Source organism: Streptomyces doebereineriae (assembly GCF_031845645.1).
In the GTDB taxonomy this organism is placed as follows: domain Bacteria; phylum Actinomycetota; class Actinomycetes; order Streptomycetales; family Streptomycetaceae; genus Streptomyces; species Streptomyces canus.
In genome coordinates, this window is the sequence record NZ_JAVREZ010000038.1 from 22,689 (window position 1) to 44,705 (window position 22,017).

Below are 22,017 nucleotides of genomic sequence, written 5' to 3' on the forward strand. Positions count from 1 at the left end.
GGACGTTTAGCTCGATCGTGTGATGGTCGGCTTACGGGCTTGCGGTACTGGGCGGCGAACGAGTTAGCGTGGCAGCGCGATCTGGGACGCCGAGTGCGGCGCCAGCGTGCGGGGCCTCTGCTCCACCAGAGAGATGATTCAGGGCCTCTCCGTCGCCTCTGGCCGCATTCACATGGCCAGGTCGTGAGGGTCTCCGCCCTCTCGGCTCGGACCACGGACACGATCCGTGCCTCCGCCCGGGATGCGAAAGCGGATGACCAGTGGGCCCAAACCGTTCGGGGCGTGCCGGTGCGCGGACTCACTTCCGCCCAGGGCCCGTATTTCAATAACTGTCAGCGACGGGTTTCCGCGGGGGTTGTTCGGGCGTGTAGTTGTTCCCATGTGCGGGCGGGCGATCCGGGTATTGGTGTGACGAGGATCCGGTGCAGGTCCAGGATTCGTTTTGCGTCCTGGTACTGGATGGACAGGTTGGTGCGGTTGACGCCCAGTAGTTGCGCCAGGAACGTCATGGTCACCGCTCTGCGGCGGCGGAGGATGGCGGCCAGGAGCCGGTGGGTGTGGTCCACGCTGCTGGTCTGTGGGTGGCGGTAGCTGCGCGGGCGGTGGAAGCGTCGCTGGAATGCTGTCTCGGCCAAGGCGTCCCAGAATGGCTCCGAGACCGCCACCAGATGCTCGAAGGCGGTTCGTGACATGCCGGTCAGGGCCGGGTCGGTGAGCATCGCGGTCAGGGCCGGGTCGATCCGGTGTGTCGTTGCCGGCGCGTCTGGCGCTCGCGGTGGAACGGGAGACAGTGCGTAGTTCCAGTCACCGTGGAAGGCGTTGGGTGTGATCGCAAGGGCGCGGAATTCGGCGGGTGTGACGCTGATGCCGAGGTCGTAGCTGCCTGTGTCCAGTTCGGCCCCGATGGTCAGGCCGGTCCTGGTGGTTGTGGCGGCGATGGTCTCGAGGACGACCTGGTAGCTGGTCAGCGGCCGCCCCCGCCAGTTCGCGGTGCTGTGACAGAACATCCGGTGCTCTATCTTGTTCCACTTCGAAGTCCCCGGTGGTAGGTGACAGACTGTGATCTCCAGGCCGCTCTCTCGTGCGAAGGCGGCAAGGTTGCTTTTCCAGGTCCAGCGGCGGGGGTCGTTGGAGCCGCCGGAGTCGGCGGTGATCAGGAGCCGGGTGGCATTCGAGTGGTCCGCCCGTCCGTGGTGTTGCCACCAGCGTCGGATGGACTCCACTGCGAACTGGGCGGTGTCGTGGTCGGTGCCGACGTTGACCCATCCGCTGTTGTTGGCAATGTCGTAGATCCCGTAGGGGATCGCCATGGGCTGGTCGTTGGTGGTGAACGTGTGGCAGTCCACCTTGATCGCGTTCTTGCCCGGTCGCCAGGTGCGACCGGGCCGGTCCCGGTTGCCTAGCCATTCCTTGGCCTTGGTGTCCACGCTGATCACCGGCTGGGCATCGTTGAGGAACGCGGCGGCGGTGGCATTGACGTGGGTGAACTGGGCATCGCGGTCCGGATGGCTGATGCCCTCTGTTGTCTTCGCGGTTCCCTGCAGGCTGTAGCCCAGGGTGTGCAGCAGGTGTCCGACGGTTGAAGCGCTGACCGGGTAGCCCTGTGTGGTGAGGGTTGAGGCCAGGGCCCGTAACGACAACGTGGTCCACCGCAACGGGGAGACGGGGTCGCCTCGGGTGTGCGGCTCGATCAGCGACTCCAGCGCGGGCCACAGACCAGGGTCGGTGTCTGTCAGCCGCTTGCGGCCCGCACCTGGAACCCGGACCCGCAGGGTCGGCGAGGGGCAACCGGCCAACTCGGCCATGCCTCGCGCGATGGTTGCAGTGCTGGTGCCTGAGGCAGCGGCGACCCGGACGATTCCGCCGCGGCCGAGGGCCGTCGCCTCACTGGCCAGGTACAACCGACGGCGGCGCTCATCGAAGTGCGGGAGGATCTGATCAAACTTGACCCGCAGAGCACGAGCGGCAACGCGGCCTGACAGACACGAAGTCATATCTCAGACTCCCACCAACACCCCTCTGCCGAGCACCTATTGAAATACGGGCCCCCTGGGCGGGGTTGACAACTGTCAGATCGGGGGTGCGACGCGAGGTCGCACGCTGTGAGTGGTTACGCATGGAGGAGGTCGGCATGACGCCGAGGACGTAACCCGGGCCAGTGTCCAAGGCCCGTCCCCTCCCCGACGTGCGTCGCTGGTAACGGCGGGGTGCGAAGCTCGGGGAAGAAGCCCAGGGGCTCCCGTTCCATCCGGGGGTCACATGGCTGCGAGGCACCCGACAGGCGATCACCACCAGGAAGATCACCTATCGCGGGATCGAAACGTCGGACGGGGTGCAACTCCGCCTCATCCACTCGTCCTGCACTGCACGCCTGTGAGCCTCTCGGGCTTGCTTGAGCCGAGCTGCGGGGAAAGCCCGCACGGCCGGTTCTGAGGGGGGACCGCCGCAGCAATGCGGCGGTCCTACCCGACTGGCCGGGTACAACTAGCCGACGCAGTGTTCGCCCTTCCAGGGCCAGTTGAAGCTTCCAGGCTTGACCAGGGCGACGTTCCAGTAGGGAAGAGCCGCGCAGGAGTCGATCCACAGCTGGGTCGCCGGGAATCTCCCGGCGGTCTTGCTGTTGAACAGAAGTGGCCCACCGGAGTACTTATAAATCTTGACGTTGTGGTCGGACGCGAGCGTGATGTAGGCCCTGGGCTGAGCCGACGTCACGTGATTCGGTCCGAACTCATCCTTTAGAACACCTTTGTAATAGATGAGCGCGTTGGCATACTTGCCCATGCAAAGCTTTGCGACAGCCCCGCGCTGTCCAGCAGTGGACACGATGCACTTCCCGACGGTCAGCTTCTGACCGAGGTTCAAGTGGTACTGCCCAGCTGCAGCGTCAGCCTGAGTGGCTGGCGTGAAGATGGATGCCCCAAGCAGAATCCCGGCAATCAGAACGCTCCGCATATATTTGCGAATCCCCACGTCTCCCCGTTTCCGAATGAATTTGGGTTTGGTCGTAACCGTGTGCCATTCCGGACGAGATCTTACCGGGGAGATGCCTTCACCGCGGGCCTCGGAAATCATTTTTGCCGCAGTTTGACCATTTTGCCAGCGGCCACGCTCCAGGTGAGGGTTTCATGTTGGAATTCGGGAGGAATCGCGGGCGAAATAGGTTGTTCTCCGGCAGTTCACGCAACACACCCACGGAGCCTTGGCCGGAGAACAACCACATTAGCGGCGGACGCCGGCGCTATTTGAGCCAGGCGTCGACCTTGTCCTTGTTGGCCTCGACCCACTTCTTGGCCGCCGCCTCGTCCGTCATCTTGTCCTGCGCGATGTACTTGGCGACCTCGTTCTGGTCGTCGTTCGTCCAGTTGAAGTTCTTCACCAGGTTGTAGGCGGGGCTGCCGGACTTGGCGAACTTCGCGCTGACGATCTTGTTGAGGTTGTACACGGGATAGTCGCAGGCGACCTTCGCCGCGTCGGCGTCACAGCCGTCCTTGTACGCGGGCAGGCTGACCTTCTTCAGCGGGACCTCGGACAGGAACCACTGCGGCTCGTAGAAGTAGCCGATCACCCACTGCTTGTTCTTCTCGGCGGTGCGGAAGGCCTGGATCAGCGCCGTCTCACTGCCCGCGTACACCACCTTGAAGTCCAGCTTCAGGTTCTTCACCAGCGCCTCGTCGTGGGTGACGTACGACGGGTCGCCGTCGAGGAGCTGACCCTTGCCGCCCGACTCGGACGTCTTGAACTTCGACGCGTACTTGTTGAGGTTCTTGTAGTCGAGGATGTCGGGGTGCGCCTTGGCCAGCCACGGCGGCACGTACCAGCCGATGAGGCCTTTGTTGCCGGTCGGGCCGGCGTCCACGGCGGTCTTCTGCTGGTCGATGTACTTCTTCACCAGGTCGGCGTGGCCCCAGTTCTCCAGGACCGCGTCGACCTCGCCGGAGCCGAAGCCCTGCCAGGCGATCTCTTCCTTAAGGTTCTTCTTGTTGACCGTACAGCCGAGGTTGTGCTGGGCGACGTACGCGACGACCGCCGCGTCCGCCTCGTAGCCCACCCACGGGTTGACGGCCAGATTGAAGGTGCCGCACTTGCCCGAGCTTCCCGAACCCGCGGAGGAGCTGTCTCCGACCTTCGCCCCGCCGCACGCGGTGAGGGTGAGGCCGAGGACGGCCAGGCCGGCCGCGCCGGCTCGCCAGTGTCTTGCCATGGTGTCGTGCTCCTTAAGCGGTGGCGCGGCGCGCCGCGGCCTGAGTGATCCGGTCGAACATGACTCCGAGAAGGACGATGGCCAGACCCGCGGCAAGCCCCTTCCCGTACAGCTCCCCCCGTGAGAATCCGGCCACGACGTCGTAGCCGAGGGCGCCCGCACCTACCAGGCCGCCCACAACAACCATCGACAGCACGTAGATCAGGCCCTGGTTGGTCGCAAGCGTCAGGGCACTGCGTGACATCGGCAGTTGAACCTTGGTGATGATCTGCCAGGTGTTGCACCCGGCGGAGGTCGCCGCCTCCACGGTGGTCTCGGGCACCGCCCGGATCCCGTCCGCGATGATCTTCATGGCGACCGGGGCCCCGTAGACGATCGCGGCGACGATGGCCGTGAAGCGGGTGGGGCCGAACAGCGCGAGGAACGGCACGAGGTAGACGAAGGGCGGCATGACCTGGGCGGCGTCCAGGGTGGGCCGGATCAGCCGGTCCACCATCATGCTCCGCCCCATCCACACCCCGAAGACGATGCCGAGCACCATCACCAGGACCGTTGCGACGAGCGTCGAGGCCAGGGTGGTCATGGCGTCCGACCACAGACCGGTGCCGACCAGCAGGCCCACGCACACGGCTGTGGTGACCCCGGACTTCCAGCCGCCGAGCACCACGCCCAGCGCCACCAGCACCGCGCCGACGAGCCACCACGGGGAGTCGGTGACCAGCGTCTGGAACGGGTTGAGCAGGCCGTTGGTGATGACGTCACGGATGGCGTTGGTGACGCCCGAGAGGCTGTCCTGCGCCCAGTTGGTCGCGCTGTCCGCCGCGCTCGCGACGTGGCTGCCGACCGTGCCGTCACCGGGGAAGTCGGCCGCCCACAGGTAGGTGTGCGACAGATAGATCAGGACCGCCGTGACGGCCGCACCGGCGCCCAGCAGCGGCCGCCGCCACTTCAGGAGGCGGTTCTTGGAGCGCCGCGCGTTCTCCTCGCGGGCGGCGGCCGCGGTGGTCACCCGGTCCAGGACGATCGCCATGACCACGATGGCGAGGCCCGCGTTGAAGGCCGTGCCGACGTCGAGCGACTGCAGCGCCTGGACGACGGTCTTGCCGAGTCCGGGGGCGTCGATCAGGGCGGCGATGGTCACCATGGCCAGGGCGGCCATGATGGTCTGGTTGATGCCCATCACCACGGTCCGCTTGGACATCGGCAGCAGGACCTTCAGCAGCGACTGTCTGCGGGTGGCTCCCATGGAGGCGGCGGCCTCGACCGTCGTCGCGGGCACCGAACGGATGGCGTGCGCGGTGATGCGGATGGCCGGCGGTGCCGCGTAGATGACGGTGGCGATGGTGGCGGAGGCCCCGCCGATCAGGAAGAACAGGGTCAGCGGCGCCAGGTAGACGAAGGTCGGCATCGTCTGCATGAAGTCCAGGAACGGAGTGACGATCCGGTTGGCCCGTGGGGACAGGCCCGCCCACACGCCCAGCGGGAGGGCGAACAGCAGCGCCACCAGGACCGCGGAGAGGGTCAGGGCCAGGGTGTCCATGCTCTCCTGCCACAGGCCCTGGAGCCCGAGGAAGGTGAAGCCGGCCACGGCCAGAAGCGCGACCCGCCAGTTGGCCACCGCCCAGGAGACATAGCCGGCGAGGCCGACGACTCCGAGCCAGCCGATCTGCGGGAGCGGGCGGTCACCGGACGGCTGGGAGATCAGGTCCTGTACGAAGGTCACGAGGTTGTCGATGACCAGCCGGATCTCGTTGAAGCCGTACAGGAAGAGCGGGTTGGAGTTGCGGTTGGCGCCGATGGAGTCGTTGACGTCGTTGAGCCAGCGGTGCAGATCGGTGAGGTCGGCCGCGGCCAGCGACAGGGTCTGCTTTCCGCGCAGTACGGCGAAGAGGACGAGCCAGACGACCAGGATCGCGCCGACCACCATGGACCGGCTGATCCTGCGTACGGGGGCGACGGCCGGAGGTGGTTCGGCCTGCTGCGTCTGCCCCGGATTCCCGGGTTTCTCCATGACGACGGTCATCACGCGTCGCCTTCCTGCCCGGCGACCACCGCGAGGATCTCCTCGTCACCGACGATGCCGATCAGCTTGCCGTTCTCGACGACCTTGACGGGCTTGTCGGCCGCGAGCACCGCCCGGGTGGCCTCCTTCACCACGACGTCGGGGCCCAACTCGGGTCCGTCCAGGGGGTCTTCGGGTGTCGCCGGACGCATGATCCAGCGCAGGGTCAGCACGTCGCCGCGTGCCACGTCCTTCACGAAGTCGCGTACGTAGTCGTCGGCGGGGGCGCCCACCAGTTCGTCACCGGTGCCGCACTGGACCATCTTGCCGTCGCGCATGATGAGGATCCGGTCGCCGAGCTTCAGCGCCTCGGAGAGGTCGTGGGTGATGAACACCATCGTCTTGCCGACCTCGTGGTGCAGCCGGATGACCTCGCTCTGCATGTCACGGCGGATCAGCGGGTCGAGCGCCGAGAACGGCTCGTCGAAGAGGAGGACGTCCGGATCCCCGGCCAGCGCCCTTGCCAGGCCCACGCGTTGCTGCATACCGCCGGAGAGCTGGTCGGGATAGGAGTTCTCGTACCCCGACAGGCCCACGAGTTCGACCACCTCCAGCGCCCGCCTGGTGCGCTCGGCCCGGCCCATGCCGCGGATCTCAAGGCCGAACGCCACGTTGTCGACGACGCGGCGGTGGGGCAGCAGACCGAAGTGCTGGAAGACCATGGAGAACTTGCTGCGCCGCAGTTCGCGCAGCCGCCGCTCGTCGGCGTCCCGGATGTCCTCGCCCTCGAAGACGATCTCTCCGGCGGTGGGCTCGATCAGCCGGGTCAGACAGCGCACCAGGGTGGACTTGCCGGAGCCGGACAGTCCCATGACGACGAAGACCTCGCCGGGCGCGACGTCGAAGTGCACGTCACGCACGGCGGCGGTGCAGCCGGTGCGGTCCATGAGTTCGCGGCGGGTGAGCCCGCGCAGCTCCTCGGAGTCCGGTACCTGGTTCGCCTTCGGCCCGAACACCTTCCACAGCCCGCGTACGGATATGACGGGCGTGGGAGCCGCGTCCTCGGGGGTGCCGCGGCGCGGCGGCACCTCGGTCTGGGTTGGGGTCATGGTCGACCTCTTCTCGGCGTTCAGCCGCGGAACCAGTGCTGCGGCCGGGGTTGGATGTTCTGCCAGATGTGCTTGGGCTCGCGGTACTCGTCGAGGCCGGTCGGTCCCAGTTCCCGGCCCACACCGGAGTGCCCGAAGCCACCCCATTCGGCCTGTGGCACATAGGGGTGGTAGTCGTTGATCCACACGGTGCCGTGCCGCAGTCGGCGGGCGACCCGCTGGGCTTTCCCGGCGTCCTGCGTCCAGACGGCACCGGCGAGTCCGTACTCCGTGTCGTTGGCGATGCGTACGGCGTCGTCCTCATCGGAGAAGCGCTCCACGGTCAGCACCGGTCCGAAGGACTCCTCGTGCACCACCCGCATGTCCTGCCGGCACTCGTCGAGCACGGTGGGCGGGTAGTAGTGGCCGTTCGCGAGGGCGGGGTCGTCGGGGCGCTCACCGCCGCAGCGCAGGACGGCACCTTCGGCGAGCCCGGCGACGACGTACGCCTCGACCTTCTCCAGGTGCTGCGCCGAGATCAGCGCCCCGGTCTCGGCCTCGGGATCGAAGGGCCCGCCCAGGCGGATCTGCCGGGCGCGGCGAACCACCTCGTCGACGAACCGGTCGTGCAGGGAGTCCTCGACGATCAGCCGGGCCCCGGCCGAGCAGACCTGCCCCGAATGCAGGAAGACGGCCGTGAGCGCGAAGTCCACGGCCGTCTCGAAGTCGGCGTCGGCGAAGACGACGTTGGGGTTCTTGCCGCCGAGTTCCAGCGCGACCTTCTTCACGCTCGCTGCGGCCGTCGCCATGATCCGTTTTCCGGTCTCCACGCCCCCGGTGAAGGAGACCATGTCGACACGGGGATCCTCGGAGAGCGGCGCGCCCACCTCGGGCCCGGTACCGAGGACGAGGTTGGCCGCACCGGCGGGCAGTCCGGCCTCCTCCAGCGCCTTCATCAGCAGGATCGAGGTGGAAGGGGTGAGCTCACTGGGCTTGAGGACGATCGTGTTACCGGCGAGAAGGGCCGGAGCGACTTTCCAACTCGCTTGCAGAAGTGGGTAGTTCCACGGTGTGATCAGACCGCACACACCGATCGGCTCGTAGACCACGCGGCTGACGGCGTCGTCCCGTCCGGTGTCGATCACGCGGCCGGCGTCGGTGCCGCCGAGCCCGCCGTAATAGCGAAGACAGGAGACGACGTCGACGATGTCGTACTCGCTCTCCACCAGCCGCTTGCCGGTGTCCAGCGATTCCGCGCGGGCGAACTCCTTGGCGTCCCGCTCGAGCAGGTCGGCGGTCCGCAGCAGCAGGGCGCCCCGCTCACGCTCGGGGGTGCGCGGCCAGGGCCCTTCGTCGAAGGCCCGGCGGGCGGCGGCGACGGCCGCCTCGGTGTCGGGGCGGGTCCCTTCGGACACGGTCGCGGAAAGCGTGCCGTCGGCGGGACATCGGATCTCCCGATGGCCTCCGGCCACCGGCTCCCGCCACGTCCCGTCCACATACAGGTCTGCCACCTGGGGAGCCCTTCGAGCGATTCTCGTTGCGCATCGCGCACCGCATTGCTTGTGGTGGAACACTCTGGAGAATGCATGAACCCACGTCAAGGGGTTGGAGGATGACGGTTTCGACAATCGGGCAGCCGCGCGGGGGACTTGATCGCGAGCCGACGAGGCGGGTTTCCGATGCAAGCGGCCCCGTGAAAAAACTGCGTTACTCCGCCTGCGTCCGGGCGTCCCGGTGCCGGTAGTACGCGGCCTCGGAGGGCGGGAGCGGTGCCGTGCCGAGGATGAGGTCGGCCGCCTTCTCCGCGATCATCATCACCGGCGCGTAGATGTTTCCGTTGGTGACATAGGGCATCACCGACGCGTCGACGACACGCAGCCCCTCGACTCCGTGCACGCGCATGCTGGCGGGGTCCACGACGGCCATCTCGTCGGTGCCCATCTTGCAGGTGCAGGAGGGGTGCAGGGCCGTCTCGCCGTCCTTGGCGACCCAGGCGAGGATCTCCTCGTCGCTCTCGACGGACGGTCCGGGCGAGACCTCGCCGTCGTTGTAGGGGGCGAGGGCGGGCTGGTTGAGCAACTTGCGGGCCACCCTGATCGCCTCGACCCATTCGCGGCGGTCCTGCTCGGTGGAGAGGTAGTTGAAGCGCAGGGCGGGGTGTTCGCGCGGGTCCTTGCTCTTGATCTTCACCGAGCCGATGGCGTCGGAGTACATGGGGCCGACGTGCACCTGGTAGCCGTGGCCGCCGGCGGGCACGGAGCCGTCGTAGCGGACCGCGATGGGCAGGAAGTGGAACATCAGGTTGGGGTAGTCCACCTCCTCGTTGCTGCGGGCGAAGCCGCCGGCCTCGAAGTGGTTGGTGGCGGCCGGCCCCTTCCTGAACAGCCACTGCAGGCCGATGAAGGGGGCGCGCCACTTCGCAAGGTACGGCTGCATGGAGACGGGCTGCTTGCAGGCGTACTGGATGTACACCTCCAGGTGGTCCTGCATGTTCTCGCCGACACCGGGGAGGTCGTGGACGACGTCGATGCCGAGGGCGCGCAGCTCCTGCGCGTTGCCGACGCCGGAGAGCTGGAGGAGCTGCGGGGAGTTGATGGCGCCGCCACAGAGGATGACTTCCTTGGCGCGGACCTGCTGGGGGACTCCCTTGCCGCGCCGGTACTCGACGCCGACGGCCTTCTTGCCCTCGAAGAGGACGCGGGTGACCAGGGCGCGCGTCTTCACGGTGAGGTTGGGGCGCTTGCGGACGGGCTTCAGATAGGCCTTCGAGGCCGACAGGCGACGCCCGCGGTGGACGTTGCGGTCGAACTTGGCGAAGCCCTCCTGCCGGTAACCGTTGACGTCGTCCGTGGGCGCGTATCCGGCCTCCTCGGTGGCCTTCTGGAAGGCGGTGAAGAGCGGGTTGGTGGCTGGGCCGCGTTCCAGGACGAGCGGGCCGTCGTGCCCGCGGAACTCGTCGTCGGGGTCGGCCGCGAGACAGTTCTCCATGCGCTTGAAGTACGGCAGACAGTGCGCGTAGTCCCAGGTCTCCATGCCGGGATCGGCGGCCCAGCGCTCGTAGTCCATGGGGTTCCCGCGCTGGAAGATCATGCCGTTGATGCTGCTGGAGCCGCCCAGCACCTTGCCGCGGGCGTGGTACACGCGCCGGCCGCCCATGTGCGGCTCGGGTTCGGACTCGTACTTCCAGTCGTAGAAGCGGCTGCCGATCGGGTAGGTCAGCGCCGCGGGCATGTGGATGAAGACGTCCCACGGGTAGTCGGGCCGGCCGGCCTCCAGGACCAGCACCCGGTTGCCCGGGTCGGCGGAGAGCCGGTTGGCCAGTGCGCTGCCGGCCGATCCACCGCCGACGATGACGAAGTCGTACTGCTGAGGAGCCATGATGCCTCGTCTCGCTCGCGCCGGAGATACGCGCGGCATGGTAGTACGAGTAGCGTCATACGCACCAGGTTGCGATCCACGCAACCTCTCGGACACATGGCGGGGCGGCCGGGCCGGCGGTCGCATCGTCAAACTGCCGGCCGGCCTCGGCACCGGCATCCAGATCTGTCCAGGCCAGGAAACGTAAGCCCCCCAAGAGGGACGCACCGCTCACTCGTCGTCCGGGAACTCGCCCGCGAACGCGCCCGCCATCCGCAGCCAGGGCTCCGCCTCGTCCTGGCGTCCCTGACGCTGCAGGGTGCGTCCCAGCATCAGGTGGGCGTAGTGCTCCACCGGATCGCGCTCGACGATCACGCGCAACTGCTCCTCGGCGCGCTTCAGTTGTGCGGAGTGGTAGTAGGCACGGGCCAGCAACAGCCGGGGACCGGTCTGTTCCGGCGCCTCCTCCACCACGACGGCGAGGAGCTTCGCGGCACCGCTGTAGTCCCGCGCCTCGAACAGCAGCCCAGCGCGCTCCCAGCGCTCGACGGTGGTCTCCTCGTGCGGCACTCCGACGCCGTTGTCGAAGAGGTGCAGCGCGCTGGCCCAGCGGTCGGGCGCCACCCCGTCGGTGGCCGGGTACGCGTTGACGTTGTCGGTCATGATTCCTCCCTCTCCTCTCCCGGGCGCGCCTTCACGCGGACCGGAGTGCGGCCGACTGTGGCTCGAACGGCACGATGGTCGACGGGTTCGGTGAGCTCGGCCACGGCCCGGCGCCCGTCCATCGACCCGGCCGACTCACTTCCCTTCATACGGCCTCAGACCGCTTCCTCGGCGGTCTGCGCGCTCTCGGTCTCGCGGGCGGCGAGCAGGGAGGCGTGCGTGGGGGCATCGGGCACTCCGGCCGGCCGCCGCGCCGAGAACTCCTTGCGCAGCACCGGTACGACCTCCTCGCCGAGCATGTCGATCTGCTCCAGTGCCGTCTTCAGCGGGATGCCGCCGCCGTCCACCACGAACAGCTGGCGCTGGTAGTCACCGGCGTACTCGCGGAAGGAGAGCGTCTTCTCGATGACCTGCTCGGGCGTGCCGACGGTCAGCGGGGTCTGCTCCATGTACTCCTCCATCGAGACGCCGCCGCCCATCACCGGTGAGTGGTCGAAGACCGGGCGGAACTCCCGGACGGCGTCCTGCGAGTTGTGCCGCATGTAGACCTGGCCGCCGAGACCGACGATCGCCTGCTCGGGCGTGCCGTGGCCGTAGTGCGCGTACCGCTGCCGGTAGAGGTCGATCAGCTTCCCGGTGTGCTCCTTCGGCCAGAAGATGTTGTTGTGGAAGAAGCCGTCGCCGTAGTAAGCGGCCTGCTCGGCTATCTCCGGGGAGCGGATGGAACCGTGCCAGACGAACGGTGGGACGCCGTCCAGCGGCCGCGGCGTGGAGGTGAAGCCCTGCAACGGCGTGCGGAACTTCCCCTCCCAGTCGACGACGTCCTCGCGCCACAGCCGGCGCAGCAGGGCGTAGTTCTCGACCGCGAGGCCGATGCCGTCGCGGACGTCCTTGCCGAACCACGGATAGACCGGGCCGGTGTTGCCGCGGCCCATCATCAGGTCGACGCGCCCGTCGGCCAGGTGCTGGAGCATCGCGTAGTCCTCGGCGATCTTCACCGGGTCGTTGGTGGTGATCAGCGTGGTGGATGTCGACAGGATGATCCGCTCGGTGCGCGCGGCGATGTAGCCGAGCAGGGTCGTCGGCGAGGAGGGCACGAACGGCCGGTTGTGGTGCTCACCGGTCGCGAACACGTCGAGTCCGACCTCCTCGGCCTTCTGCGCGATCGCGGTCATCGCCTTGATCCGCTCGTGCTCGGTGGGCGTACGACCCGTGTGCGGGTCGGTGGCCACGTCACCGACGGTGAAGATGCCGAACTGCATCGCCCTCACCCTTCCTGGTGGTTGATGCATCAACTATGCCCCTGCAACACACCCCCGCACGCGGCTATTCCGCCCCCTCGGGACCGCCCGGCCTCGCCCCGCGGGGCTCCGGGACGATCACCCCGAACGCACGACGGCCACCGTTGACGCGCCCCGCCGATCAGACCGGCCCGCGCTCCCGCACATCGGTCTGGTCGACGGCCGACGCGCCGGTCTGGCGGTCCGTGCGTTGGACACTCCGGATGCCGGAGGACCGGTTCATCGGGCTGGTTCCGGACGGGGTCAGCGGCGCGGGGGATTGCCGCGCGGGGTGATGACGGCGTTGGGCAGGGCCGGGGCGGGCAGGCGGCTTCCGGGGTGGCCCTCGACCTCGCCGAAGCGGTCGGAGCCTGCCTGCCAGTCCTCCCTCGCTTTGACGATGTCCTCGTGGCTGCGGCCGATGAAGTTCCACCACATGACGATCTCCTCCTCGAAGGGAGGGCCCCCGAGCAGGATCGTGCGCGCGGGAACGTCCGAGTCGTTCACCACCGTCACGGTGCCGGTGCCACAGGGGACGTAGCCGAGTTCGGCCGGGCGCAGCACCGTGTCGAGCAGGCGGACGTCCCCGCTGTCGACGAGGAGGCCGTGCTCGAAGTCGGTGTCCACGGCGAGCGTGACCGACGCACCCGGGTCGAGGATGATCTCGGCACCGAGCAGGGGGGTGAAGGTCCGCACCGGGGAGGTGCTGCCCGCGAGTGAGCCCAGGAAGACTTTGATCTCGGCGCCCTCGACCCGCACCGGCTCGGGCACATGGTGCTGGAAGTCGCGAGCGGTGTTGCGGTGCTCCTCGGGCAGCGCCACCCACAGCTGGACGCCATGGATGACGGTGGTGTTCGGCGTGGAGACCTCCGAGTGGGCGATGCCGTACCCGCCGGTCATGAGGTTCATCTCGCCGGGCCGGACGAGGGCGTGGGTGCCCAGGGTGTCGCGGTGCTCGATCTCCCCGCTGAACAGCCAGCTCACGGTCTGCAGACCGGTATGCGGATGCGGGGGCACGTCCATGCCCGTCCCGGTGGCGTCGACGGGACCGTAGTGATCGGCGAAGCACCAGGCTCCGATCAGGGTTCGCGCCCGCTGCGGCAGCGTCCGGCGCACGAGCAGCGCACGGGGCCCGCCCAGCGGCACGTCCCGCGCCGACAGCACCTCGACTCCGCTTTCCACGTTGCTCACCGGGACCACCTCTCACACACTCTGGTTGTCATGTCAACTATCATGCCACGAGGAGCGGGCGAAGGAGGAACGCAGTGAGCGAGCAGATCCGTGCATCCGCACCGGCTCGGACTCGCCGAGGCGACTTCCGACCCGATGCCGCCCGCGAGGTTCTCAGCGAGGACCAGATCTCCGCCGCGATCTGGATGGCGATCACCATCGGTGCGTTCAACCGCGTGTCGATCATGAACGGGCATCCGGTGCAGGCGCCTCGCGGGGCTCGGGCACAACAGAGCATCATTGACGTGTCATCTAAGTTGGTCCATTGTTGACACATCAATCTTGGAAGGAAGCATCCATGTACATCACGGCCGCCATCCTCAGCGTGCTGCTCGCCCTCGTGTCGCTGGCCGCCGGTGCGCCCAAGGCTCTGCTGAAGGGCGACGTCTCCGCCGGACTGCAGTCGCACATGGGACTGAGCGCGGGCCTCGTGCGCTTCATCGGGCTGGCCGAGGTCGCCGCCGCCGGTGGCTTGATCATCGGCCTCTTCTGGCAGCCGCTGGGCATCGCGGCCGCCATAGGCTTCACCATCACCATGATCGGGGCGGTGGGCTTCCACGCCAAGGCCGGCGACTACGCCGACCCCGCCACCCGGGGGAACGCGATGGCCCCCATCATCCTCACCGCCGTCTCCGTGGCCACCGCGGTGACGCTCGGACTGGCCATGTGAGCCCGACCGGCCAGGACCACGACACCCGCCATCAACGCACCGGCACCGCGAGGTACTGGTACTCCAGGAACTCGTCGATCCCGACCCGGCCGCCCTCCCGGCCCAGCCCGGACTGCTTGACCCCGCCGAAGGGCGCGGCCGGGTTGGAGACGAGGCCGGTGTTGAGGCCGACCACGCCGGCCTCCAGGCGCTCGCTGACGCGCAGGGCGCGGTCCAGCTGCCGCAGCGGCCGGTGCATGACCGTCGTGTACTGACCGTGGGTCAGCGTGCCCACCTGCTCCTGCGCCGCCGCCACTACCTTGGGGTGGCAGTGCCCGGTGGACGCCCTCGCCCCGGGCCGCCACGACGGGCGTGGCCCGAGCATCTCCAGGTGCCCGAGCGGCGACAACGCCTGATCTGTCCAGTGGCGAGGCGGAGTTCGGACGTTGTGTCAGGCGGCTCGGGCAGCGGCCCGACACCAGGGGTCGGATGCCCCGCGTGGGACGGCTCTTGCGCAGGTCACCCTGGCTTGTCACAGTGTCCGGGCAGGCAGGGAGGCCCTATGGGTGAGAACGGCGCTACCTTCTGGCCGCCGGACCCGGACGACCGGGGCTCCGCCACGGCCGGGCGGCCGCTCACCGTGGCCGACGTTCTGGCCCTGCCCGTCCTGGCCACGGGGCAGCCACAGGTGGTGACCGGTGTGACCCGGCTCGACCGACCGGTGCGCTGGGTCCACATCACCGAGCTGACGGACCCGGCGTCCTTCCTCAAGGGCGGCGAACTGGTCCTCACCACCGGAATGCCGCTGCCCGAGGATCCGGCGGGAGTACGCCGGTACGTGGACGAACTCACCGACGTCGGAGCCGCGGCCCTGGTCATCGAGCTCGTACGCCGCTACCACCGCCCGCCCGACGCGCTCGTCCAGGCCTGCCGGGCCCGCGGCCTGCCTCTCGTCACCCTCGCCAAGGACGTCAACTTCCTGGAGGTCACCCAGGTCGTCCACACGCTCCTCCTCGGTCACCAGACGGACGCGATGCGCCGGACCCAGCGGATCCACGAGGCGTTCACCGGCCTGACACTGCGTGGCGCGGGACCCGAGGACGTGGTGCGGGCGGCGGCGGAGATGAGCGGCCGCACGGTCGTGCTCGAGAACCTGGTGCACCAGGCGCTGATCTGCGAGGCCTCCGGCAGCACGGTCGAAGAGGCGCTCGCCGACTGGGAACAGCGCTCCAGAGCCGTCCCGTCCCGCGATCGCACGGAAGTGTGCGGTCCTGAGGGCTGGCTGGTGGCACCCGTGGAGTACCAGGGCGATCGCTGGGGCCGCGTGACCATGCTCCCGGACACCTCTGGCGGGCCCGCGGCCTTCGCACCCGAGGACGTCACCGTACTGGAGCGGACGGCGATGGCCCTGACCATCGCCCGTCTCATCCATACGACGACCTGGGAACGCGCCGCGCACCGGAACGCCCTGCGCGACCTCGCCGAACAGCGTCACCACTCCCCCGAGGACGCCCGCGCCCGCGTCGCCGCGCTGGGTCTGCCCACCGAGGGCGGATTCGTCGCGGTGCTGGTGGACCTGCGGAGGGGAGACGACAGCGCCGAGCCGGAGTCCGTTCTGGCCCAGGAACTACGGGCCGCGGGCGTGCCCGCACTCGTCGGCGCGCTGGCCCCCGGGCGGCTCGGCGTGCTGCTGACGCTGCGTCAGTCACAGCCCTGGCGGCCCACGGTCGAGCGGCTCAGCCGGTCCGCACGCGGCCTGGACCCCGACGCGGTCGTGAGCATCGGTGCCGAGGTCTCGGACCTTTACGACGCCGCCCGTTCCTTCCGCGAGGCCGAACGCGTGGCCGAGTCCGCCCTGCCCGGGCTTGCCCTGCCCGACGGCAGGTCCTTCCACGAGCTGTCCGACATCGGCCTGCGCCGACTGCTGTACGCGCTCCGCGAGGACATCCGCGTCCAGGACTACGCCGAGCGGCAGCTCGGCCGTCTCATCGACCACGACACCCGGCACGGCACAGACCTCCTGACGACCCTGCGCCACTACCTCGACGCGGCCGGCAACAAAACCACCGCCGCCCGCCGTGGCGGCCTCTCCCGGGAAACCGTCTACCAACGCCTTCGCGCGATCGAGCGCATCCTCCACTGCGACCTCGAATCCGGCGAACAGCGCACCGAACTGCACGTGGCGCTGGCTGCACTTGATGTTCTGCGTGCCCCTCACTGAACGCCCAGATCAACCGCACAACACTTGCACACCCCCTACCAGGCAAAAGACCCTGGTCAGCGTCCCGAGGGTAAACAGGTTGTTCCGTACTCCCCGTATAGTTGCGTTGTGAGCAACTACAACCCGGATAACGAAACGACAGGGTCGTCGAGCGGCGGGGTGCAGTCCGTCGACCGGGCCATTCACGTGATGGAGATCCTCGCCCAGCGCGGCGAGGCCGGCGTCAGCGAGGTGGCGGCCGAGATCGACGTTCACAAGTCCACGGCGTTCCGGCTCCTCGGCGCCCTGGAAGCGCGCGGCCTGGTGGAACAGGCGGGTGAGCGCGGCAAGTACCGCCTCGGTTTCGGCATCGTGCGCCTGGCCGGCGCGGTCACCGGACGCATCGACATCACCCAGCAGAGCCGCCCGGTCTGCGAGGACCTGGCCGAGGAGATCGGCGAGACCGTGAACCTCGCCGTGATGCAGGAGCGTTACGCGGTCAACCTCTACCAGGTGCGCGGCCCCGGTGCCGTCACCGCACAGAACTGGGTCGGCCAGCTGACCCCGTTGCACGCCACGTCGAGCGGCAAGATCCTGCTGGCCCACCTGCCCGCCAAGGAACGCGCCGCGCTGCTGACCGAGACCGGCCTGAAGAAGGTCACCCCACGCACCATCACCGCGAAGACGAAGCTCGAGAAGAACCTCGCCGAGGCCCGGGAGCGCGGATATGCCTGGGCCCTGGAGGAGTTGGAGCTCGGCCTGCACGCCATGGCCGCGCCGGTCCGCGACCGGGACGGAGAGGTCATCGCGGCGCTCAGCGCCTCAGGACCCGCGTACCGGCTCTCCGAGGAGCGTCTGCACGAGCTCGCTCCGGTACTGGTCAAGGGCGCCGAGGAGATCAGCCACCGCATGGGTTACCTGGGCTGAGGCTGAGCCCCCAGCCGGGCCTGGACCCAGTCGTGGAACTCGCCGATGTGGTGCTCGCTGGGCACCAGGACGCCACCCTTGGCGTACAGCCGTGAGCTCATCCCGGGCTGCGTGCGCTCGCACGCGTCGAAGTCCTGCCGGTTGACCCGGTCGAAGAGCTCCACCGACCTGCTGACGTCCTTGCCGCTCTCCACGACATGCGGCAGATACAGCCAGTCGCACTCGACGATCGTGCGGTCGGCGGCGACCGGGTACATCCGGTGGAAGATCACATGGTCGGGCACGAGGTTGATGAACACCTGCGGCCGCACGGTGATCGCGTAGTAGCGGCGGTCCTGGTCCTCGGAGACTCCGGGAATCCGGTCCAGCCCCTCCGAGCCGTCGACGGTGAAGCCCCTGACGTCCGCACCGAACTCCGCGCCGTGCCCCACGTAGTACTGGGCCGCGTATCCGTCGGCGAACTCCGGTAGCACCTCGGTGAGTTCGGGGTGGATCGTCGCGCAGTGGTAGCACTCCATGAAGTTCTCGACGATGAGTTTCCAGTTCGCCTTCACGTCATAGACGATCCGCCGGCCGACCTCCAGCCCCCCGATGTCGTAGTGCTCGATCGACTCGGTGTCGCCCAGGCGCGCGATCACGTCCTGGACGACCTCGTCGAAGGGCGGGGGGTCCTCCGCGAGGCACACCCAGACATAGCCCAGCCATTCGCGCACCGCCACGCTCGCGAGGCCGTACTCGGTACGGCCCACGTCCGGCATCTTCGTCAGGTTGGGCGCCGCGACGAGCTTGCCCGTCAGGTCGTACGTCCAGGCGTGGTAGGGGCATTGGAAGGCTCGCTTGACCTCGCCGGACTCCTCGGTGCACAGCTTGGCGCCCCGGTGCCGGCAGACATTGAAATAGGCGCGGATCGAGTTGTCCCGTGCGCGCGTGATGAGGATGCTCTCGCGGCCCACCTCAACCGTCTTGAAGGCACCGGGTTTGGGCAGGTCATGGGCGCGGACGGCGCAGAACCACATCGCTTCGAAGATGCGCTCCTGCTCCTGGGCGAAGATCCCGGGATCCGTGTAGGAGGCGCCGGGGAGGGTGGCGATCAGACTGTCCGGCAGGCTGGTCGAGGTCACAGTGCACTCCTCGGGGAACGTCGTGGACCGGTGATGCACGCCGGGACGAGCGGACGGCGTTCTGGACGGGGCGACAGCGGCGGTGCTGTCAGGCCGCGGCGGCGAGCTGCTTGCGCCAGCGCATGAACAGCCGCGGCTGATTCATCCCGAGCACGGCGATGGGATGCCCGGAACGCCGGTAGACGGCCAGGACGTTGCGGTCGTCCCGGGCGCCTTCCTCGATCGTCACGCTGTCGGCACCGGCGGCGTGACCGGCGAACTGGATCTTCACGCCGTACTGGTCCGACCAGAAGTACGGCGGCCTCGGCGCGCTCGGTTCCACCATGCCGCCCGCCAGCAGTGCGGTCACCGCGGCGTCGGGCCGCTCCCGTGCGCCGGTCCAGTGCTCGACCCGGCGGTGCAGGCCCGCGCGCGGGTCGTACCAGGAGGCGCAGTCACCGACCGCGACCACCCCGGCCAGGCTGGTGCGACCGTCGGCGCCGCACTTGACGCCGTCGTCGAGCTCGATGCCCGAGCCCGCGAGCCATTCGACGCACGGGCGGGCACCGACCCCCACCACCACGATGTCGGCGGGGACACTCCGGCCGTCCTCCAGCAGGACGGCGTCGACGCGGCTCTCGCCGCTCAGTCCCTTGACACCCACCCCGCACAACAGCCGTACCCCGTGGTCCGCGTGGAGGGCGGAGACGATTCCGCCCATGGTCTCGCCGAGCGGTCCGGCCAGCGGGGTCGGGGCCGCTTCCACCACGGTCACGTCGAGCCCGAGGGCGTACGCGGTGGAGGCGACCTCGGCGCCGATGAAGCCGCCGCCGATCACCACCAGCCGTCCCCCGAGGGTCAGTTCGTCGCGCAGGGCGCGGGCGTCGTCCAGGGTGCGCAGGGTGTGCACCCCGGCCAGGCCGTCCGTGCCGGGCAGGGTCCGGGCGGCGGCGCCGGTCGCTATGACGACGCCGTCCGCCCGTACCTCGCTGCCGTCGGCGAGCCGTACGGCGCGCTGCGGGCCGTCGAGACCGACGGCGCGGACGCCGAGCAGCCACTGTGCCCGCAGGTTCTCGGTGTCCGGCTCCAGGGCGAGATCGGCCTCGGCCAGGGAGCCGGCCAGGAACTCCTTGGACAACGGGGGCCTGTCGTACGGGCGGTGGAGTTCGTCGCCGATGACGACGAGCCGCCCGTCGTAGCCCTGTTTCCTCAGCGAGCGCGCCGCCGACAGACCGGCGAGCGAGGCGCCGACGACGGCGACCGTCCTCACGCGGGTCCGCCGGCGAGCCGGGCCGCGACACAGGGCGGCAGGTTGGGCGCGTCCAGGGACAGCTGGACGTAGATCATGCCGTCCTCGACGTGGACCTCGTGGGTGCGGACCGGGCGCTTGGCCGGCGGGGCGTCGACAGCGCCCGTCCGCAGGTCGAACTTCGAGGCGTGCAGCGGGCATTCGACCTCGCAGCCCTCCAGCCAGCCGTCGGCGAGCGAGGCGTCCTGATGGGTGCAGGTGTCGTCGATGGCGAAGACCTCGCCGTCGTCGGTGTGGAACACCGAGACCGGCGGATCGATGTCGAGCCGGTAGGCCTCGCCTCGAGGAAGGTCCACGAGACGGCACGCGGGAATCATCATGACACCTCGGTGCGTATAGCGAAACGGATTGCGTTGAACGCAACGTCAGTTTGAGGGCGCCCACAAACCCTTGTCAAGGCGTCCAGAGGACGGACACTCGCTTTGCTCCACGTTGCCTTGTGCGCAACAGCGTGCGCGATAGGAAACGAATCACGCCTGCCCCTCACAACACCACCACGGACCGCAGCACCTCACCGCGGTGCATCTTCTCGAACGCCTTCTCGACGTCCCCGAGGTCGATGGTCTCGGAGACGAAGGCGTCCAGGTCGAAGCGTCCGCCCAGGTAGAGGTCGATGAGGGCGGGGAAGTCGCGGGAGGGCAGACAGTCGCCGTACCAACTGGACTTCAGTGCGCCGCCCCGCCCGAAGACGTCGAGCAGCGGCAGCTCCAGCTTCATCTCCGGGGTCGGCACTCCGACCAGGACGACGGTGCCGGCGAGGTCGCGGGCGTAGAAGGCCTGTTCGTACGTCTCGGGGCGGCCGACCGCCTCCACGACCACGTCGGCGCCGAAGCCGCCGGTCAGTTCGCGCACCGCCGCCACGACGTCCGCCGTGGAGCCGTCGACGGTGTGGGTCGCGCCCATCCGCGCGGCCCGTTCCAGCTTGCGCGGATCGACGTCGACGGCGATGACCTTGGTCGCGCCGGCGAGCCGCGCCCCCACGACCGCGGCCATGCCGACACCGCCGCAGCCGATGACGGCGACGGAGTCCCCACGGCCGACGGCGCCGGTGTTCACGGCCGCGCCGAAGCCCGCCATGACACCGCAGCCGAGGAGTCCCGCGGCGGTCGCCGGGGCGGCTGGGTCCACCTTGGTGCACTGCCCCGCGGCGACCAGGGTCTTCTCCGCGAAGGCGCCGATGCCGAGGGCGGGCGTGAGCGGGGTGCCGTCGAGCAGCGTCATCCGCTGGGTCGCGTTGTGGGTGGCGAAGCAGTACCACGGCCTGCCCTTGGCGCAGGCCCGGCACGTACCGCAGACCGCCCGCCAGTTGAGGATGACGAAGTCACCCGGCACGACGCCGGTGACGCCCTCTCCGACGGCTTCGACGCGGCCGGCCGCCTCGTGCCCGAGCAGGAAGGGGAAGTCGTCGCCGATCCCGCCCTCGCGGTAGTGGAGATCGGTGTGGCAGACGCCGCACGCCTCTACCTTCACCAGCGCCTCGCCGGGCCCCGGATCGGGAACCACGATCGTCTCGACGGAGACCGGGGCGCCTTTCGCCCGGGCGACGACAGCACGAACCTCATGAGCCATGGGTCACTCCTCCGACAGACCTGCGGGTTGCCTCATCCGATACACGCATCACCATGCGCAACTGAGCATCGGGGAGGGCGAGCCATGGGTCAAGGGGTCGGTTCCGGCCGGATCGCCGCGGGGGCGGCCACGGTGCGGGCCGGGGTACTTGAGACGGTCCCGCCCGTCGCACGCACAGACGGGAAGTGGAGCCGCGGGGCGGCACCGGCCGCGCCCCAGGGGGCAGGCACGGCTCGGCCCCCTCGGCAACGGCCGCACCGGGCCCGGCAACCTCAGAGGCCCGGCCTCGGGACCCCGCCACCTTCGGGGGGCGCCGCCTAAAGCGTGTTCCAAAAGGCCGTGATCAGGGCATTTCCCTTGTATGGCTGGGGTGTTGAGGGCTGATCCGTTGTGGGTGGAGACGTTCACGGGCCTGCGGATGCGGCAGTTCGAAGGCTTGTTA

Annotated in this window: 17 protein-coding genes and 3 pseudogenes; 5 read left to right on the forward strand and 15 right to left on the reverse strand. The window is 68.8% G+C overall.

What is annotated here, in order from left to right; all coding sequences use genetic code 11:
* Positions 1-168: 168 nt before the first annotated feature.
* From RNB18_RS49670 to RNB18_RS49715, 10 genes and pseudogenes are all read right to left on the reverse strand, one after another.
* A pseudogene (locus RNB18_RS49670) lies at positions 169-1,994 on the reverse strand (ISAzo13 family transposase).
* Positions 1,995-2,484: 490 nt separating this feature from the next.
* On the reverse strand, positions 2,485-2,952 hold the full coding sequence (locus RNB18_RS49675) for a hypothetical protein (RefSeq protein ID WP_311720729.1): 468 nt from the start codon (positions 2,950-2,952) through the stop codon (positions 2,485-2,487).
* Between the two features lie 286 nt (positions 2,953-3,238).
* The gene (locus RNB18_RS49680) at positions 3,239-4,201 is read right to left on the reverse strand and encodes an ABC transporter substrate-binding protein (protein WP_311720730.1); all 963 of its coding nucleotides are present in this window, start codon (positions 4,199-4,201) and stop codon (positions 3,239-3,241) included.
* Between the two features lie 13 nt (positions 4,202-4,214).
* A complete protein-coding gene (locus RNB18_RS49685; RefSeq protein ID WP_311720731.1) occupies positions 4,215-6,224 on the reverse strand; it encodes an ABC transporter permease in 2,010 nt (669 codons plus the stop codon).
* A complete protein-coding gene (locus tag RNB18_RS49690) occupies positions 6,224-7,312 on the reverse strand; it encodes a quaternary amine ABC transporter ATP-binding protein (RefSeq protein ID WP_311720732.1) in 1,089 nt (362 codons plus the stop codon). The genes RNB18_RS49685 and RNB18_RS49690 overlap by 1 nt, the downstream gene beginning before the upstream one ends.
* A 20-nt stretch (positions 7,313-7,332) precedes the next feature.
* Positions 7,333-8,802 carry an aldehyde dehydrogenase family protein gene (locus RNB18_RS49695; protein ID WP_311720733.1) on the reverse strand — a complete coding sequence of 490 codons (1,470 nt, stop codon included), beginning with the start codon at positions 8,800-8,802 and terminating at the stop codon, positions 7,333-7,335.
* A 196-nt stretch (positions 8,803-8,998) separates the two neighbouring features.
* Positions 8,999-10,669 carry a choline dehydrogenase gene (gene betA, locus RNB18_RS49700; protein ID WP_311720734.1) on the reverse strand — a complete coding sequence of 557 codons (1,671 nt, stop codon included), beginning with the start codon at positions 10,667-10,669 and terminating at the stop codon, positions 8,999-9,001.
* Positions 10,670-10,879: 210 nt separating this feature from the next.
* A complete protein-coding gene (locus RNB18_RS49705; RefSeq protein WP_057610670.1) occupies positions 10,880-11,311 on the reverse strand; it encodes a tetratricopeptide repeat protein in 432 nt (143 codons plus the stop codon).
* 155 nt (positions 11,312-11,466) lie between these two features.
* Complete coding sequence (locus RNB18_RS49710; RefSeq protein WP_311720735.1) at positions 11,467-12,573, reverse strand: LLM class flavin-dependent oxidoreductase; 1,107 nt, start codon at positions 12,571-12,573, stop codon at positions 11,467-11,469.
* Positions 12,574-12,855: 282 nt separating this feature from the next.
* Positions 12,856-13,782: a pirin family protein gene (locus RNB18_RS49715; RefSeq protein WP_311720736.1), complete on the reverse strand. Its 927-nt coding sequence runs from the start codon at positions 13,780-13,782 to the stop codon at positions 12,856-12,858.
* Between the two features lie 74 nt (positions 13,783-13,856).
* Between RNB18_RS49715 and RNB18_RS49720 the strand changes: the two genes are divergently transcribed.
* Both RNB18_RS49720 and RNB18_RS49725 read left to right on the forward strand, forming a co-directional pair.
* The gene (locus RNB18_RS49720; protein WP_311720744.1) at positions 13,857-14,093 is read left to right on the forward strand and encodes a carboxymuconolactone decarboxylase family protein; all 237 of its coding nucleotides are present in this window, start codon (positions 13,857-13,859) and stop codon (positions 14,091-14,093) included.
* Positions 14,094-14,119: 26 nt separating this feature from the next.
* Entirely contained in the window at positions 14,120-14,491 is a 372-nt protein-coding gene (locus tag RNB18_RS49725; protein WP_311720737.1) for a DoxX family protein, read from the forward strand.
* Positions 14,492-14,522: 31 nt separating this feature from the next.
* On the opposite strand, the pseudogene RNB18_RS49730 reads toward RNB18_RS49725, so the two are convergent.
* Positions 14,523-14,708 (reverse strand): annotated as a pseudogene (locus tag RNB18_RS49730) (aldehyde dehydrogenase family protein); the annotation flags it as partial.
* Between the two features lie 324 nt (positions 14,709-15,032).
* Between RNB18_RS49730 and RNB18_RS49735 the strand changes: the two are divergent.
* Positions 15,033-16,691, forward strand: a complete 1,659-nt coding sequence (locus RNB18_RS49735) for a PucR family transcriptional regulator (RefSeq protein WP_311720738.1) — start codon at positions 15,033-15,035, stop codon at positions 16,689-16,691.
* 159 nt (positions 16,692-16,850) lie between these two features.
* Positions 16,851-17,597 (forward strand): IclR family transcriptional regulator, encoded by a 747-nt coding sequence (locus RNB18_RS49740; protein ID WP_031041045.1) that lies wholly within the window; start codon positions 16,851-16,853, stop codon positions 17,595-17,597.
* On the opposite strand, the gene RNB18_RS49745 is transcribed toward RNB18_RS49740, so the two are convergent.
* From RNB18_RS49745 to RNB18_RS49760, 4 genes are all read right to left on the reverse strand, one after another.
* Positions 17,585-18,718, reverse strand: coding sequence for an aromatic ring-hydroxylating oxygenase subunit alpha (locus RNB18_RS49745; protein ID WP_311720739.1), 1,134 nt, complete (start codon positions 18,716-18,718; stop codon positions 17,585-17,587). The two genes, RNB18_RS49740 and RNB18_RS49745, sit on opposite strands and share 13 nt — an antisense overlap.
* Positions 18,719-18,806: 88 nt before the next feature.
* Positions 18,807-19,967 (reverse strand): NAD(P)/FAD-dependent oxidoreductase, encoded by a 1,161-nt coding sequence (locus RNB18_RS49750; RefSeq protein ID WP_311720740.1) that lies wholly within the window; start codon positions 19,965-19,967, stop codon positions 18,807-18,809.
* Positions 19,964-20,326 carry a bifunctional 3-phenylpropionate/cinnamic acid dioxygenase ferredoxin subunit gene (locus RNB18_RS49755; protein WP_059207582.1) on the reverse strand — a complete coding sequence of 121 codons (363 nt, stop codon included), beginning with the start codon at positions 20,324-20,326 and terminating at the stop codon, positions 19,964-19,966. Before RNB18_RS49755 ends, RNB18_RS49750 begins: the two co-directional genes overlap by 4 nt.
* Before the next feature lie 163 nt (positions 20,327-20,489).
* Positions 20,490-21,575, reverse strand: a complete 1,086-nt coding sequence (locus RNB18_RS49760; RefSeq protein ID WP_311720741.1) for an S-(hydroxymethyl)mycothiol dehydrogenase — start codon at positions 21,573-21,575, stop codon at positions 20,490-20,492.
* Positions 21,576-21,936: 361 nt separating this feature from the next.
* Here RNB18_RS49760 and RNB18_RS53970 point away from each other — a divergent pair.
* Positions 21,937-22,017: pseudogene (locus RNB18_RS53970) on the forward strand (IS5/IS1182 family transposase); the annotation flags it as partial.

What these genes read in the sequence shown, in the direction of transcription:
- RNB18_RS49675 (WP_311720729.1), bottom strand. Translation starts at nt 2,952, where the DNA reads ATGCGGAGCGTTCTGATTGCCGGGATTCTGCTTGGGGCATCCATCTTC.
- RNB18_RS49680 (WP_311720730.1), bottom strand. Translation starts at nt 4,201, where the DNA reads ATGGCAAGACACTGGCGAGCCGGCGCGGCCGGCCTGGCCGTCCTCGGC.
- RNB18_RS49685 (WP_311720731.1), bottom strand. Translation starts at nt 6,224, where the DNA reads ATGACCGTCGTCATGGAGAAACCCGGGAATCCGGGGCAGACGCAGCAG.
- RNB18_RS49690 (WP_311720732.1), bottom strand. Translation starts at nt 7,312, where the DNA reads ATGACCCCAACCCAGACCGAGGTGCCGCCGCGCCGCGGCACCCCCGAG.
- betA (WP_311720734.1), bottom strand. Translation starts at nt 10,669, where the DNA reads ATGGCTCCTCAGCAGTACGACTTCGTCATCGTCGGCGGTGGATCGGCC.
- RNB18_RS49705 (WP_057610670.1), bottom strand. Translation starts at nt 11,311, where the DNA reads ATGACCGACAACGTCAACGCGTACCCGGCCACCGACGGGGTGGCGCCC.
- RNB18_RS49710 (WP_311720735.1), bottom strand. Translation starts at nt 12,573, where the DNA reads ATGCAGTTCGGCATCTTCACCGTCGGTGACGTGGCCACCGACCCGCAC.
- RNB18_RS49725 (WP_311720737.1), top strand. Translation starts at nt 14,120, where the DNA reads ATGTACATCACGGCCGCCATCCTCAGCGTGCTGCTCGCCCTCGTGTCG.
- RNB18_RS49735 (WP_311720738.1), top strand. Translation starts at nt 15,033, where the DNA reads ATGGGTGAGAACGGCGCTACCTTCTGGCCGCCGGACCCGGACGACCGG.
- RNB18_RS49755 (WP_059207582.1), bottom strand. Translation starts at nt 20,326, where the DNA reads ATGATGATTCCCGCGTGCCGTCTCGTGGACCTTCCTCGAGGCGAGGCC.
- RNB18_RS49760 (WP_311720741.1), bottom strand. Translation starts at nt 21,575, where the DNA reads ATGGCTCATGAGGTTCGTGCTGTCGTCGCCCGGGCGAAAGGCGCCCCG.